Genomic DNA, 13,402 nt, shown 5'->3' with positions numbered 1-13,402 from the left:
CATCACCAAGCCCGCGCGGCGCGGAGCAGAGCTCCGCGCCGGCGTGAGCGAAGCCGAAATCCGCATTGCCGCGCGATTGCGGCAGCAATCGCCGAGCAATCAATCGGATTTCGGATGACGCGCCCGCTTGGCACGCGCCGTTTGGCACTCGCCATCCCGGAGTGCCAGAATTTTTTCGCCGACCCCTTGAATGGCGAAATCCGCGCTCCCAGCTTGGCGGCGCCGGGCGGCTCAGACGAGAGCCCGGGCCCATCGACATGGTTTGAGAAGCGCTGGAGACACTCGATGACGTTCCAACCGCTCCATGATCGCGTTGTCGTCCGCCGCATCGAGGCGGAGGAGAAGACCAAGGGCGGCATCATCATCCCGGACACCGCCAAGGAGAAGCCGCAGGAGGGCGAGATCGTCGCCGTCGGCCCGGGCGCCCGCGACGAAACCGGCAAGCTCGTCCCCCTCGACGTCAAGACCGGCGACCGCGTGCTGTTCGGCAAGTGGTCCGGCACCGAGGTCCGCATCGACGGTCAGGACCTGCTGATCATGAAAGAATCCGACATCATGGGCGTCCTCGCCTGAGGCGGCCTCCCACGGACTCGTGAACTTCGCCCTTTGAGGCTGCCCATCTGGGGCGCCTTGGGGCTGCAATCTAACAAAAAGGATCTATCCGATGGCTGCCAAGGACGTTCGTTTCTCTTCGGACGCGCGCGAGAGGATGCTGCGCGGCGTCGACATCCTGGCCAACGCCGTGAAGGTGACGCTCGGCCCGAAGGGCCGCAACGTGGTGCTCGAGAAGAGCTTCGGGGCACCCCGCATCACCAAGGACGGCGTGACGGTCGCCAAAGAGATCGAGCTCGCCGACAAGTTCGAGAACATGGGCGCCCAGATGGTGCGCGAGGTGGCCTCGAAGACCAGCGACGTCGCCGGTGACGGCACCACCACGGCGACCGTGCTGGCCCAGGCCATCGTCAAGGAAGGCGCCAAGTACGTCGCCGCCGGCATGAACCCGATGGACCTCAAGCGCGGCATCGACCTCGCCGTCGCCGCCGTCGTCGAGGACCTGAAGCAGAATTCCCGCAAGATCACCAAGAACGACGAGATCGCCCAGATCGGCACGATCTCGGCCAATGGCGACGCGGAGATCGGCCGCATGCTCGCCGAGGCGATGCAGAAGGTCGGCAACGAGGGCGTGATCACGGTCGAGGAGGCCAAGACGGCCGAGACCGAGCTCGACGTGGTCGAGGGCATGCAGTTCGACCGCGGCTACCTGTCTCCGTACTTCATCACCAATGCGGAGAAGATGATCGCCGAGCTCGAGGATCCCTACATCCTGATCCACGAGAAGAAGCTGTCCTCGCTCCAGGCCATGCTGCCGGTGCTGGAGGCGGTGGTGCAGACCGGCAAGCCGCTGCTGATCGTGGCCGAGGACATCGAGGGCGAGGCGCTGGCCACGCTGGTGGTCAACAAGCTGCGCGGCGGGCTGAAGGTGGCGGCCGTGAAGGCGCCGGGCTTTGGCGACCGCCGCAAGGCGATGCTGGAGGACATCGCCATCCTGACCGCCGGGCAGATGATCGCGGAGGATCTCGGCATCAAGCTGGAGAACGTGACGCTGCCGATGCTCGGCCGGGCCAAGCGGGTGCGGATCGAGAAGGAGACCACCACGATCATCGATGGGGCCGGCGAGAAGGCGGACATCGAGGCGCGGGTGGCGCAGATCAAGGCGCAGATCGAGGAGACCACCTCGGACTACGACCGGGAGAAGCTGCAGGAGCGACTGGCGAAGCTCGCCGGCGGCGTGGCGGTGATCCGGGTCGGCGGCGCCACCGAGATCGAGGTCAAGGAGAGGAAGGACCGCGTCGACGACGCCATGCACGCGACGCGTGCGGCGGTGGAGGAGGGCATCGTTCCGGGTGGCGGCGTGGCGCTGCTCCGGGCCAAGGCTGCGGCCCACGGCGTCACCAGCGACAACACCGACGTCCAGGCGGGCATCAACATCGTGGTGAGAGCCCTTGAGGCCCCGATCCGCCAGATCGCCGAGAATGCCGGGGTCGAGGGCTCGGTGGTGGTCGGCAAGCTGATCGAGAACTCCTCGCGCAGCTTCGGCTTCGATGCTCAGACCGAGACCTTTGTCGACCTGATCCAGGCCGGCATCGTCGATCCGGCCAAGGTGGTGCGCACGGCGCTGCAGGATGCCGCTTCGGTCGCCGGCCTGCTGGTGACGACCGAGGCGATGGTCGCCGAAGCCCCCAAGAAGGAAGCCCCGCCGGCCATGCCGGGCGGTGGCGGCATGGGCGGCATGGGCGGCATGGACTTCTGAGGTCCGGCCTCCTCGCTCGTACTTGGGAAGGGCCGCCGCGAGGCGGCCCTTCTTCGTATCCGCTCCCGGACGGCGGACATCCTGCGTCCCGCGCCACCCGCCGGCAGCACCGTCCCGCGGTCGTTTCTCCGAACAAGGAAATCACTTTTCCGCCATCCGCGCGCATCATGTCCCCAGCCGGCCAAGATTTCGGGCCTACCCGCGGGGCCTGACTTGAGGCAGGATCAGGCCACCGAGCTGCGCTGCTCGGTCTTTGTCACGGCTCTTGCGTCGAGATCTTGCGGCACGCCGAGGGTGTGGCGGGATGGCCGGCGGGACATCCTCCCCGACCGGCGAGCGGGCCGCCGCGTGACCTCGCGCCGGGAAGGGGGCGTCATGTCCAGCAAGTCGCTCGATCTCTCCCGCGAGTTGCTTCAGTCGATCCACCGCACGGCCACGCCGGAGAACGTGCGCGACCAGCTCCTGAAGAAGCTCGCGGGCGTGGGCGTCGAGCACGTGTTGCTGGCGACCCTGCGGATCTGCGATGCGGTGCCGTGCGACCGGCGCCCGACGGTGTTCATCGGCACCTACCCGGACGAATGGGCGCGCCGCTACTACGCGCGCAACTACATTCTCCACGATCCCGTGGTCCGCGGCGTTGCCGAGCGGGCGAGCGGGTTTGCCTGGACGGATCCCGACCTCATCGCCTCCGACGACCGCGAGGCCCGGCGCGTCCTCGACGAGGCCGGCGAATTCGGCCTGCACGAAGGCTTCACCCTGCCCCTCCTGACGCTCGAAGGCGATACAGCGGGCGTGAGCTTCGTGGGCGAGCGCCTCGACCTCAGCCCCGCCGTGCGCGGAATGCTGACCCTGGTCGGCACCTACGCGCTCGGACAGGTGCTCCTCCTCGCGAACGGACAGGCCGAGGCGCTGAGCGAGCCGCTCTCGCCCCGCGAGCGCGAGAGCCTGCAATGGGCGGCGGACGGCAAGTCGGATTGGGAGATCGGCGAGGCGATGGGCATCTCCGAGCACGGCGCTATCCGGCACCTGCGCGCCGTGCGCCGCAAGCTCGGCACGACGAGCCGCGCCCATGCAGTTGCATTGGGCCTGCGGCTCGGTATTATCAGTTGAATTCCGAGGTACAAGATCTTGGACTAGGACTGTCTTGATCCGTGAGTAGAAGGAATTCCGTATCAGCGGAGTTCCCTCATGATTCACCTCGTCGACGCCACCAACATCCACCGCCATGCGGCCGAGATGGAGCAGGTGTATCGGCTCCGTCATGACATCTTCGTCAAGGACAAGGGCTGGAGCGATCTCGCCAAGCCGGATCAGCGCGAGATCGACCAGTTCGATGATGAGCACGCCGTGCATCTGCTGGCGATGCGCGAGGATGAGCTTGTCGGATACTCTCGTCTTCTTCCAACGACACGACCCTACCTGCTCTCGACCGTGCTGCCCGAGCTGTGCGACGGGCCGGCGCCGTCTGCGCCGCATATCTGGGAATGGGGCCGGATCTGCGTCTCGGACCGGGCCCGGATCTCGGGCCGGCGCCTCAATCCGGTCGCCCTCGCGCTCACTACGGCCGTCGTGGAATGGGGCCTGCCGCGGGGCGTCAACCGGTTCATCTCGCAGAACCCCACCTCCTGGCTCCTGCGGCTGATCCAGCTGCACTTCCGGGCCTATCCACTCGGCCTCCCGCGCCTGATCGAGGGCGAGGAGATCATCGCCGTCGAGGCGCGATTCGACCAGCGCACCCTGCGCCAGCTGCGCGCCGTGCGCGGCGAGGACCGCCCGGTCCTGGCGGTGGCCTGACTTCCCCCCAAACCTCAACCCTCCTTCCGAGGAATCCCCGATGATCCACGAAGACCACGATTCCCTGCGCCTGTCGGACGTTCACACGGAACTCTGCGTCCTGCGCGCCGCCGCTGCCGCCCTCGATCTGCAGCACCTGTCCGGCTCTCCAATGAACGACCTGCCGTCGGTTCAGGCGCTGATCCAGGCCGCCTGGGCGGTCTTCCGCGAGTTCGGGCGCGACGACGCGCAATCCGAGCCGCGCCTCAATTGACGGTGCGGCGGCGGAACCCTGCCATGCCTCCCCGGCATGGCGGTTTCTCTCCGGGCCGGACATAGGATCGAATTCTTGGCACGGGCGCGCCGCGCCGGCGCGCCCGTGCGCATGGCTGCCATGGCGGCCCGTGGGGCGGAGCCTCCGCGGGATCGAAGGGGACCGGACCCGATCGTGCTGAAGAACGCGCCCGTCCGGGCCCCTCTGCCGCTGCTCGTTGCCGTGACGATGACCGGGACCGTGGCGCTCCACATCTTCGTGCCGGTCCTGCCGGCGGCGGCGGCGGATCTCGGCACCTCGCCGGTGGCGGCGCAGCTCACCATCACACTCTACCTCGTCGGGCTCGCCTGCGGGCAGCTCGTCTACGGGCCCCTCTCCGACCGCTACGGGCGCCGCCCGGTGCTGATCGCCGGCCTCTCGCTCTATCTCGCGGGGCTCCTCCTCGCGATCCCCGCCCGCAGCATCGGCGTGCTGGTGGCCGCCCGCGTGCTGCAGTCCCTCGGCGCCTGTGGCTCCCTCGTCCTCGGCCGCGCAATGGTGCGCGACGTCTCGACCGCTGCCGACGCCACGCGCAAGCTAGCGATCCTGACCATGGCGATGACGCTGACCCCGGCACTGGCCCCGGCGATCGGCGGGGTGGTGGGAGGGGCCTTCGGCTGGCGGGCGGTGTTCGTGCTGCTCGCCGCCGTCGTCGCCGCGCTGGGGCTCCTCGTCGTCGCGACGCTGCCCGAGACCAACCGCCGGCCCGTGGCCCTGCCCGGCCTCTCCGCCGTGGGTGCGGCCTATCTCCGGCTCCTCGGCGCCCCGGTCTACCGGGCCTATGTGGTGGCGGGAGCCTGCGCGGGCACGAGCCTCTATGCCTTCCTGGCCGTCGCGCCCTTCCTGCTCGGCGAGCGCCTCGGCCGCTCGCCGCAGGAGGTCGGGCTCGACTGCCTGCTCGTCGTCGCCGGCATGGTGGCCGGCGCCTGGATCGCCGGGAGGCTGGCCGGGCGGGTGCCGACCCGGCGGGCGGCCCGCCAGGGCAACGCGCTCTGCTTCGCCGGGGCGCTGGCGCTGCTCGCCATCGACCGCAGCGGGTCGCTTTCGGTTTCGACCCTGATCCTGCCCCTCGTGCTCTACGCGGTCGGCATCGGGATCCTCGGTCCCAATGCGGTGGCGGGGCTGATGAACGTCGATCCCCACGCGGCGGGCGCCGCTTCGAGCCTCTACGGCTTCCTGCAGATGGCCTTCGGCGCTCTGTTCACGCTCTCGGTCGCGGCGTGGCACGACGGCAGCGCGACGCCGGTGGCGGTGACGCTGCTCTCTGCGGCGAGCGCGGCGGCGCTGGCGCTGCGGCGGGCGTGAGGCCCGGATCCGGTATCAGTACCGGATCGTCGCCCGCAGGCCGAACACGGCGGCGTTCTTCACCCGCCCGAATTCCGGATAGCGCGGATTGAGCACGCCACCACTCGGCTTGAACACATACTGGAAGTCGGGCTGGAGCGTCACGCCGGGGCCGAGCACGGCCTGGTAGGTGGCCTCCAGCACTGCCTCGGCGCTCCGCCGCGGCTGCGCGACGCCCGCGAGCGCGATCGCAGCGAGATCCGCCCGTCGGGCCGCAGGAGAGAAGCGCGAGAGCGCGAAGCCTACGCCCAGCGTGTCGTCGGAGCGGCCCGGGAACAGGCCTTTGTAGGCGATGCCGGCATCCACGTAGACGTCGAGCAGGTTGCGATCGCCCGGGGAGCCCGAGAGGCGCAGGAACATACTGGCACCGTCGTTCGGGTCGTCCGGCTCCCGGTAGATGGTCTGGTCGATGATTCCGTAGAGGCCGTTGTTGCCCCGGAAGCGGCGACCGTTCCCCGTCGCCTCGGGATCCGCCAGCGCGCGTCCGGCAGTGTCGAGGCTGAGCGAGTTGAAGCGGCCGACATGATACCAGCCGCCGAGCGTTACGGTGCCGGGCTCGCCGGAGGCGCCCTTCTCGATGTTGTAGGCGTAGGACATCTCGGCGATGACCAGCGGCGGATCGGTCAACCGAAAGCTCGTGCCGGTGTGGTTGCGCCGTTGCGGGTCGGGCACCAGGCCGAGGCGGTCAGGCCCGGCCGGGTCGCCGTTGTAGATGCCGGCCTGAAATGAAAGGTTCCTGCTGGGCACGTACTTGATGCGGGCACCTGGCGTCGCGAGCGGGTAGATCGGCCCGCCGCTCGGCAGGATCGCCGCCATGATGTTCGGCCAGCCGAAGGTCGAGTTGATGAACAGGGTGCCGGTCTGGCTGACCGCGAACTCGGTGTCGGCGGCGAGCTGGCCGATGCGCAGGGCGAGCTGATCGTCGAACAGCTTCTGCTCGAACCATGCTTCGTAGAGCCGCGAGGACGGCAGCGCCTCGATGGCGCTCACCGTGATGAGGTTGCCGGCGTAGGAGCGCGACAGCCCGGTGCCGTGGATCTGGTAGGCATTGGCGTGGAGGCTGGCGCCCCTCCAGCCGGCGAGCCTGTCCAGGTCGATGTCCAGCTGCAGGTCGAGCCGGCCCTCGACGATGGCGCCGCGGCGCGCCCCGCCTGTGGCATTGCCGAGCACCTCGCCAATATAGGTGAGGCTGTACTCGATGCCCTTGGATTTCAGGAAGGCGCGGTACCCGCCCGGATCGCCCGCAGGCCCGAGCTGGTCGGCGATGGAGGTGTTGAGGTTGGCCGAGGGCTTGGCGGAAGTGTCCGGCTGCGCCACGGAGGTCTGCGGATCGCCACACCGGCCCCGAAGGGCGAGCCGATCGCCGCGGGTTCCCCCGTGATCCGGGCCACCTCCTCCGGCGAGAGCTGCGCCCGGGCCGACGACGTCGCGAGAAGGGCGAGGCCGATCGCGATCCCGCATGCTTTCCGCACGCTTCCTCCTGCCGATCGCTCACCCGGGCCCTCGACCCTGACGTAAGGGCCGGCTAGCACGTCGCCATGTCGATTGGGAGACGGGCCCGCCTCGTGCCCTCACGGAGCGCAGAGCGACTGCGGCCGGTCGCTCCTGCGGTGCAGCGGCGGCATCGGTCAGCGGCCGGTATGGCCCGCTTCCGAGAGCGGCAGCGTGCTCCAGCGCGTGATCTGGACGTAGCCGTCGCGGGCCGCCACCAGCACGTGGCGGCGATGCCGGTGGACGATCGTCCCCGGGGCGTGGCGGTGCGGCTCGGTCCAGCCGTCGGCGGAGGCCACGAAGACGCGGGTGTCGTTGAGCCGCGCCACCGTCTCGATAGCGCCGAAGGCGCGCACCTTGCGCAGCACCGCGGCCACCGGCTGGCGGAAATCGAGGGTCCGGTCCGCATCCGTCACCCGCGGCCAGTAGGCGCCGTCGCCCTGCGGCTCGGCGGCGCGCCAGCGGGCGGGCAGTTCGCGGGCGATCGGCCCGGCCGCAAGGCGCATCGCCGCCATCTGGCAGCGGGCGAGCAGCGTCTCGTGCGTCTCCAGCGGCGAGAGCGGGAAGACCTCCTGGGCCAGGATGTCGCCGGTGTCGAAGCCCTCTTCCGCTAGGACATGGGCGGTCACGCCCCAGGTCTCGTAGGCATCAAGGATGGCCTTGAACAACGGGTAGGGGCCGCGGCCGTCCGGCAGCGGCGAGGGATGAAAGTTGAGGGCGTAGCGCACCCGGCCCGGCCAGCCGGTGACGAGCCAGGGATATCCCGCGACGACGAGGGCCCAGTCGCGGCCGTGCTCGGCGGTGAGCGCATCGATGTCCGAGGCCCGCAGGCGCGAGAGCTGCATCGGCACCCGGTGCCGCCGGGCCTGCGCCACCACGACGTCGTTGAAGTCGTAGATGCCGTCGCAGGGGCGCGTGAACAGCTTGATCGGCTGCCAGCCGGCACCCGTCAGGGCCTCGAAGACGCCGCCGAGAAAGTCGATTCCCGCGAAGGCGAACTTCATGCCCCGTGACCTCCCGGATGCGCCGGCCTGCGCCGATACCGTCATACCTAAGCACCATTCACCGCACTGTCCCACGGTCGGGCGGCAAAATGATGCGGCGGCGCCTGCGGAAAGGGGTGCGGCCCGGGGCCACGCCACCCGGCTCGGCGCCTGCTTCACGTGCGCCGTCGCGGAAGCCGGCCGAGCCTCACAGAGGCATCCAGAGGCTGGCCGAGAGATAGAGGCCGGGACGCTGGATCCGCTCCTCGTAGAGCCAGCCCGCCGAGATGCGGCCGCTCACCTGCGCCAGGGTGAAGTCGGTGAGGTGGAGGCCGAGGCTCCACTTCCGGTAGCCGGTGCGGTCGGCATAGAGCGCCGCCTCGGGCCCGAGATAGGACGACCACGCCCGCCAGCCCCAGGAGATGCGGCTCCAGGCGTCGCCGCGGGCAGTGCCGGCGATCGCCGTGACGGTCAGGAGCGTCGCCTCGCTCGGGCGGGCCCAGATTTCGGCGTGGAGGCGAAGACCGAGCCGGGGCGCCGGCAGCCGCGCGAGGCCGCTGCCGCCCAGTACCTCGAACGACAGTTCGGGGCCGGCGAAGACCGCGGCCACGCCCCAGTCCCGCTGCCACTGCCACCCGCCGAGCGCGCTGCCGAGCACCGTGTGGCGCAGGACGCGCGGCGGCCGGATCCCCGCCCGCGCCTCCGGATCATCCCGGTCCCGCTCGGAACGCAGGCCGTAGCCGAGGCTCCCGAGCAGGACGAAGCCGTCGCCGGCAAGGCCGCCCGGCGCGAACTTGGCGCCGCCGTTGACGAAGGTGGAAGCTCCGGCATCGAGGCTGCCGAACAGGACCGCGCGAGCCTCGGCCCGCTGATCGGCCCGAGCCGGCCCCGCCCAGGCCGCGGCGACGCCGCCGGGAAGCACGGCGAGGACATGGCGGATGCGGGTCAGCCTTCGCGTCGGCAGAGGGAGGCACCGGGATCAGGACGAGGCACAAGTGGAAAACTCCTTTCCATTTACAGCCAAGTCAAGGATCTACCGCAAGGGAATTACAGGTCTCGCGGTCGTTCCACCCGCACGGGCACGATCGGGCTTGCCAGGAGGCGCTTCCGCCGGCATGAGGGCGACGCCTGCCCGCAGGCTTTGCTAGCAGTCTTCAATAAATGCTGCCAAAGCCTTGTTTTTGAACGCGAAAGCTGATTTTTGATCTTGAGCTTGGCGGCCCCTTCACTCCATCATCTGATCGTTCGTCAGCGTGGTGCGCGGCAGCAGTGCCGCGGCCGAGGAGGGAGGTCCGATGGTATCCAGGGAGTTCCTGCGTCAGCTTGAGGGATATGGCCTGACCACCGCGCAGATCCTCTACCGCCTTCCCGATCACCCGGACGTGCTGCAGACTTATGTCTGGCAGGATTACGACCTCGCCCCGAAATTCCCCGTGCTGCACGACTTCCTGGCGTTCTGGGAGCGCGAACTCGACGGCCCGCTGCACTCGGTGCGTGTGTCCCACTCGCAACTGATCAAGCCGGCGGAGTTCCGGGCGGTGAATGGGGTGCTCACGATTCACTGATCGACCGGCCTTTGCCTCACGAAAGCCCCTTTGCTCGTCTCAGAGGTCCGCGGTGCCTCCTCGCGGGGCGCGAGGATGGCTTTCGAATGACGAGCACGCGTGCGGGAATGGCAGCAGCGCCACGGGAGACCGTCGGGCTGCTGGAGCCGGCCGCCGATTGCGACCCATCGCCCGCCCGACGCGTGGTCGGGTTGGCCGAAGGGAAAGAACAGGTTAGAGCGGGCGCCGCGACCGAGGCAGCGGACAGCCCGAACCCCTTGACCCAACCGACACGAACCTCCGACGTCCTCACTGTGCTCGCCGCGCAGGAAACGGACAGACTGACCGTGGGGGACATCGTCACGGTGCTGCGCGACAGGGCCTTCGCGCTCCTCGTGGTGCTGCTCGGCCTGCCGAACTGCCTGCCGATGCCGCCGCCCATCCCGCTGATCTGCGGGCTGTTGCTGGCCCTGGTGGCGGCGCAGATCGCCGCCGGCATGTCGGCGCCGTGGCTGCCGCGCTCCCTCCTCGGCCGCTCCATCGCGCGGTCGGACCTGCAGCGGGCGGTCGCCCGGGCGGTGCCCCTGCTGCGCCGTCTGGAGCGCTGGTCGCGCCCGCGCATGCGCGTGTTCGAGAACGAGGTCGGCATGCGGGCCATGGGCCTGCTGCTTCTGGCGCTGGCGCTGGTGCTGATCGTCGCCGCACCGATCGTCGGGCAGATCCCGCTCGGTCTCGCCGTGTCGCTGATGGGCCTCGGCCTCGTGGAGCGCGACGGGATCGTCGTCATGGCCGGGCTCAGTGTCGGGATTCTCGGGGTCCTGCTGAATCTCGGCTTCGTCTACGCGGTGTTCAGCGCCGTGGTGGGCCTGTTCAGCCTCGGGATCGCCTGATCCTCGGGGCGCCCCCGGGGATTCGCTATGGACGGCCGGCCGCGGCGAGGGCCTCGGGCGTATCGACGTCGAGGAGCACCCCGGCATCCACAGCCTCCCATTCCAGAACATCGGGCCGCCCGGCGAGGAGCGGCCCCGCGCCGCGGTCGCCGCTGAGGCCGGCGAAACCCGCCGCGAGAACGCGGCGATTGAGCAGCACCGGGTTGCCGCGCCGCCCGCCCCGGGCCGGAACGACGGCCGCAGGCTGCTCGCCCGCCTCGCGGAAGGCCGCCGCGAGGCCGCGCAGAAGGGACGGCGCCACGCGCGGCATGTCGCCGAGCAGGATGATCGCCCCGACGACCTCCTCCGGCAGCGCCGCCAGCCCCGCAAGCAGCGAGGTCGACAGGCCCTCGGCGTAGCGGGCGTTCGAGACGAGGCATAGGTCGAGACCCGCCAGCGCCGCGCGCAGCTCGGCCTCCGCATGCCCCAGCACGGCGACGACCGGCCCGAGCCCGGCCGCGACGGCGGCCTCGGCGGCGTGACGCACGAGCGGCTTGCCGTCGAGGCATGCCAGGAGCTTCGGGGACGGCCCGAATCGCGTGCCGATTCCCGCCGCGAGCAGCACGATGCCGACGGGCGCCCTCACCCCTCGCTCTCCAGATCCTCCGGTGCACCGCCCGCGCGGGGCTGGGGCCGGGAGACGATCTCCATGAGCAAGCCCCCGACGCCGAGAGCGACGAGGTCGGCCCGGCCGACCGGGAGGCCGGCGAGCAGGCGGTGGAGCACCCAGTCGAAGCCGTTCTCCTTCGGCGACCGGGCGCAGCCCGGCGCGCCGATCACCGGCACGTCGCCGAGGCGTCCGAGCAGCAGGAGGTTGCCGGGATCGACCGGCATGCCGAGATGGTCGACCCGCCCGCCCGCCGCCTCGATGCCGGACGGAATCACGTCGCGCCGGTCGGCGATGGCCGAGGCGCCGAACACCACGACGAGCTCGCTCGCTCCGGCAGCCTGCCGCAGCGCGGCCGTCACCGCCTCGGCCGTATGGGCGATGCGCGCATCGGACACGAGCTCCGCCCCGGCGGGCGCAAGGCGGCCGGCGAGCACCCGCAGGGTCTTGTCGACGACGCTGTCCTTCAGGCCGGGCAGCAGCGTCGAGATCGCGGCGACCCGCCGGCGCCGGTAGGGCGCCACCGCGAGGGCCGGGCGCGCCACGGATCCGAGCGCCTCCTGCAGGACGCCGCCCGCCACCGCGTAGGGGATGATCTTGACCGTTCCCACCATCTCGCCCGGGACCACGGGCTTGAACGGCGCGAGCGTCGCGAGCGTCACCGCCTCGTCCACCGTGTTGACGGCCTCGATCGCCCGCGAGTCGAGGACGAGCACGCCGGCGGTCCGCGCATGCAGGTTCGCCCGGCCGGTGAAGGCCGGCGCGATCTCGATCCCCTCCCCGGCCACCGCCTCGGCGATGGCGCGCGCCGCCTCGTCCTCCGGAACGTCGCCCGGCTCCAGGGCCACGGCGACGATCTCGGTGAGCCCCGCCTCGGCGAGAAGGCGCGCCGCCTCGGGCCCGATGCGGCTGCCCTTGCGCAGCACCGCGCCGCCGGCGCGCACCGAATGGGCCGAGATGAGCCCGACGGACTGAGCGACCGGGACGGGACCGAATCTCATCGACCGAACCTCATGGACCTGCCCTCGTCGGTCCGTTCTCGCGGGTCCGTTCCCAGGGACCCGACCGGCGTAAGGCCGCGATCACCTCGGCGAGCACCGACACGGCGATCTCCGGCGGGCTCACCGCGCCGATCTCAAGCCCGATCGGCGCGCGCAGGCGTCCGATCAGCTCCTGCGACAGGCCGGACGCCGCCAGCCGCTCGACGCGCCGCGCATGCGTCTTCCGCGAGCCGAGCGCCCCGACATAGAAGCAGCCGGCCTTGAGCGCCGCTTCCAGGGCGGGATCGTCGATCTTCGGATCGTGGGTCAGCGCGGCGACCGCCGTGTAGGGATCGAGGGGCGGGAGGCGGACAAGCGCCTCCTCCGGCCACAAAGCCACCAGGGCGACGCCCGGGAAACGCTCGGGCGTGGCGAAGGCGGTGCGCGGGTCGATGATCGTGACGTCGAGATCGACCATCGCGGCCATCGGCGCCAGCGCCTGGCTGATATGCACGGCGCCGATGATCACGAGGCGCGGCGGCGGCACCTGCACGGTCAGGAACCAGGAGCGCCCCGCCACCTCGACGACGCCGCTCTTCCCCGCGTCGAGCCGCCGCAGGAGTTCGTCCGCCAGCGGATCGGCGGCCGCCTCGGCCTCGCGCACAAGGCGCTGCTCGGACCCGTCGAGGGAAGTGACCAGGATGGTGGCCCGGCGGGCGGCGCGTTCGGCGTTGAGCTGTTTAAGGAGATCGAGCCGCATGGCGGGGCCTCGGCCTCAATCGACCCGCTCGACCAGCACCCGGATCCGCCCGCCGCAGGACAGGCCGACCCGCCACGCGGTCTCGTCGGCGACGCCGAATTCCAGGATGCGGGGACGGCCGTCCTCGATCACCTCGACCGCTTCGGTGATCACCGCGCCCTCGACGCAGCCCCCCGAAACCGAGCCGAGAAAGTTGCCCTCCTGGTCGATCGCCAGATGGCTGCCGACGGGCCGCGGGGCCGAGCCCCAGGTCTCGATCACGGTGGCGAGGGCCACGCCCCGCCCGGCCTCGCGCCAGCCCTGCGCGGCGGAGAGGATGTCGGTGTCGGTGGAGAGCATCGGGGGTCTCCCACGCCAAGACGAGGCG

15 protein-coding genes are annotated in these 13,402 nt (G+C 70.5%); 8 read left to right on the top strand and 7 right to left on the bottom strand.

Going from position 1 to position 13,402, the window contains the following annotated elements; genetic code table 11:
• Positions 1 to 285: 285 nt before the first annotated feature.
• The 6 genes from groES (at position 286) to MNOD_RS08495 (ending at position 5,702) form a co-directional block, all read left to right on the top strand.
• Positions 286 to 573, top strand: a complete 288-nt coding sequence (gene groES, locus MNOD_RS08520; RefSeq protein WP_015928450.1) for a co-chaperone GroES — start codon at positions 286 to 288, stop codon at positions 571 to 573.
• A 91-nt stretch (positions 574 to 664) separates the two neighbouring features.
• The gene (gene groL, locus MNOD_RS08515) at positions 665 to 2,311 is read left to right on the top strand and encodes a chaperonin GroEL (RefSeq protein ID WP_015928449.1); all 1,647 of its coding nucleotides are present in this window, start codon (positions 665 to 667) and stop codon (positions 2,309 to 2,311) included.
• A 375-nt stretch (positions 2,312 to 2,686) separates the two neighbouring features.
• Positions 2,687 to 3,421, top strand: coding sequence for a helix-turn-helix transcriptional regulator (locus MNOD_RS08510; RefSeq protein WP_015928448.1), 735 nt, complete (start codon positions 2,687 to 2,689; stop codon positions 3,419 to 3,421).
• A 78-nt stretch (positions 3,422 to 3,499) separates the two neighbouring features.
• Positions 3,500 to 4,105, top strand: coding sequence for an acyl-homoserine-lactone synthase (locus tag MNOD_RS08505; protein ID WP_015928447.1), 606 nt, complete (start codon positions 3,500 to 3,502; stop codon positions 4,103 to 4,105).
• Between the two features lie 40 nt (positions 4,106 to 4,145).
• Positions 4,146 to 4,358: a hypothetical protein gene (locus tag MNOD_RS08500; RefSeq protein WP_015928446.1), complete on the top strand. Its 213-nt coding sequence runs from the start codon at positions 4,146 to 4,148 to the stop codon at positions 4,356 to 4,358.
• A 174-nt stretch (positions 4,359 to 4,532) separates the two neighbouring features.
• Positions 4,533 to 5,702 carry a Bcr/CflA family efflux MFS transporter gene (locus MNOD_RS08495; RefSeq protein ID WP_043748327.1) on the top strand — a complete coding sequence of 390 codons (1,170 nt, stop codon included), beginning with the start codon at positions 4,533 to 4,535 and terminating at the stop codon, positions 5,700 to 5,702.
• 15 nt (positions 5,703 to 5,717) lie between these two features.
• On the opposite strand, the gene MNOD_RS08490 is transcribed toward MNOD_RS08495, so the two are convergent.
• The 3 genes from MNOD_RS08490 to bcsS all read right to left on the bottom strand — a co-directional run bounded on the left by MNOD_RS08490 (position 5,718) and on the right by bcsS (position 9,137).
• Positions 5,718 to 7,058 (bottom strand): carbohydrate porin, encoded by a 1,341-nt coding sequence (locus MNOD_RS08490; RefSeq protein ID WP_015928444.1) that lies wholly within the window; start codon positions 7,056 to 7,058, stop codon positions 5,718 to 5,720.
• Positions 7,059 to 7,369: 311 nt separating this feature from the next.
• Positions 7,370 to 8,236: a methionyl-tRNA formyltransferase gene (locus tag MNOD_RS08485; RefSeq protein ID WP_015928443.1), complete on the bottom strand. Its 867-nt coding sequence runs from the start codon at positions 8,234 to 8,236 to the stop codon at positions 7,370 to 7,372.
• Between the two features lie 187 nt (positions 8,237 to 8,423).
• Positions 8,424 to 9,137 carry a cellulose biosynthesis protein BcsS gene (gene bcsS, locus MNOD_RS08480; RefSeq protein ID WP_015928442.1) on the bottom strand — a complete coding sequence of 238 codons (714 nt, stop codon included), beginning with the start codon at positions 9,135 to 9,137 and terminating at the stop codon, positions 8,424 to 8,426.
• A 373-nt stretch (positions 9,138 to 9,510) separates the two neighbouring features.
• On the opposite strand from bcsS, the gene MNOD_RS08475 reads away from it, so the two are divergent.
• Both MNOD_RS08475 and MNOD_RS08470 read left to right on the top strand, forming a co-directional pair.
• Positions 9,511 to 9,780, top strand: a complete 270-nt coding sequence (locus tag MNOD_RS08475; protein WP_015928441.1) for an usg protein — start codon at positions 9,511 to 9,513, stop codon at positions 9,778 to 9,780.
• A 293-nt stretch (positions 9,781 to 10,073) separates the two neighbouring features.
• Entirely contained in the window at positions 10,074 to 10,649 is a 576-nt protein-coding gene (locus MNOD_RS08470) for an exopolysaccharide biosynthesis protein (RefSeq protein ID WP_043748325.1), read from the top strand.
• Positions 10,650 to 10,674: 25 nt separating this feature from the next.
• Here MNOD_RS08470 and MNOD_RS08465 read toward each other — a convergent pair whose 3' ends face one another.
• From MNOD_RS08465 to MNOD_RS08450, 4 genes are read right to left on the bottom strand one after another with little or no spacing between them, the layout of a single operon-like run.
• Positions 10,675 to 11,274 carry a nucleotidyltransferase family protein gene (locus MNOD_RS08465; protein ID WP_015928439.1) on the bottom strand — a complete coding sequence of 200 codons (600 nt, stop codon included), beginning with the start codon at positions 11,272 to 11,274 and terminating at the stop codon, positions 10,675 to 10,677.
• The gene (locus MNOD_RS08460; protein WP_015928438.1) at positions 11,271 to 12,296 is read right to left on the bottom strand and encodes a molybdopterin-binding protein; all 1,026 of its coding nucleotides are present in this window, start codon (positions 12,294 to 12,296) and stop codon (positions 11,271 to 11,273) included. Before MNOD_RS08460 ends, MNOD_RS08465 begins: the two co-directional genes overlap by 4 nt.
• Positions 12,297 to 12,306: 10 nt before the next feature.
• Positions 12,307 to 13,035, bottom strand: coding sequence for an XdhC family protein (locus tag MNOD_RS08455; RefSeq protein WP_015928437.1), 729 nt, complete (start codon positions 13,033 to 13,035; stop codon positions 12,307 to 12,309).
• A gap of 15 nt (positions 13,036 to 13,050) precedes the next feature.
• Positions 13,051 to 13,374: an XdhC family protein gene (locus MNOD_RS08450; protein WP_015928436.1), complete on the bottom strand. Its 324-nt coding sequence runs from the start codon at positions 13,372 to 13,374 to the stop codon at positions 13,051 to 13,053.
• Between the last annotated feature and the right edge of the window lie 28 nt (positions 13,375 to 13,402).

Source organism: Methylobacterium nodulans ORS 2060 (assembly GCF_000022085.1).
GTDB classification, from domain to species: domain Bacteria; phylum Pseudomonadota; class Alphaproteobacteria; order Rhizobiales; family Beijerinckiaceae; genus Methylobacterium; species Methylobacterium nodulans.
This window is presented reverse-complemented; position numbering and strand designations above follow the sequence as displayed.

Excerpts from the sequence above, each read along its gene's own strand:
- groL (WP_015928449.1), top strand. The coding sequence starts at position 665 with ATGGCTGCCAAGGACGTTCGTTTCTCTTCGGACGCGCGCGAGAGGATG.
- MNOD_RS08475 (WP_015928441.1), top strand. The coding sequence starts at position 9,511 with ATGGTATCCAGGGAGTTCCTGCGTCAGCTTGAGGGATATGGCCTGACC.
- MNOD_RS08510 (WP_015928448.1), top strand. The coding sequence starts at position 2,687 with ATGTCCAGCAAGTCGCTCGATCTCTCCCGCGAGTTGCTTCAGTCGATC.
- MNOD_RS08450 (WP_015928436.1), bottom strand. The coding sequence starts at position 13,374 with ATGCTCTCCACCGACACCGACATCCTCTCCGCCGCGCAGGGCTGGCGC.
- MNOD_RS08500 (WP_015928446.1), top strand. The coding sequence starts at position 4,146 with ATGATCCACGAAGACCACGATTCCCTGCGCCTGTCGGACGTTCACACG.
- MNOD_RS08485 (WP_015928443.1), bottom strand. The coding sequence starts at position 8,236 with ATGAAGTTCGCCTTCGCGGGAATCGACTTTCTCGGCGGCGTCTTCGAG.
- groES (WP_015928450.1), top strand. The coding sequence starts at position 286 with ATGACGTTCCAACCGCTCCATGATCGCGTTGTCGTCCGCCGCATCGAG.
- MNOD_RS08505 (WP_015928447.1), top strand. The coding sequence starts at position 3,500 with ATGATTCACCTCGTCGACGCCACCAACATCCACCGCCATGCGGCCGAG.
- MNOD_RS08460 (WP_015928438.1), bottom strand. The coding sequence starts at position 12,296 with ATGAGATTCGGTCCCGTCCCGGTCGCTCAGTCCGTCGGGCTCATCTCG.
- MNOD_RS08455 (WP_015928437.1), bottom strand. The coding sequence starts at position 13,035 with ATGCGGCTCGATCTCCTTAAACAGCTCAACGCCGAACGCGCCGCCCGC.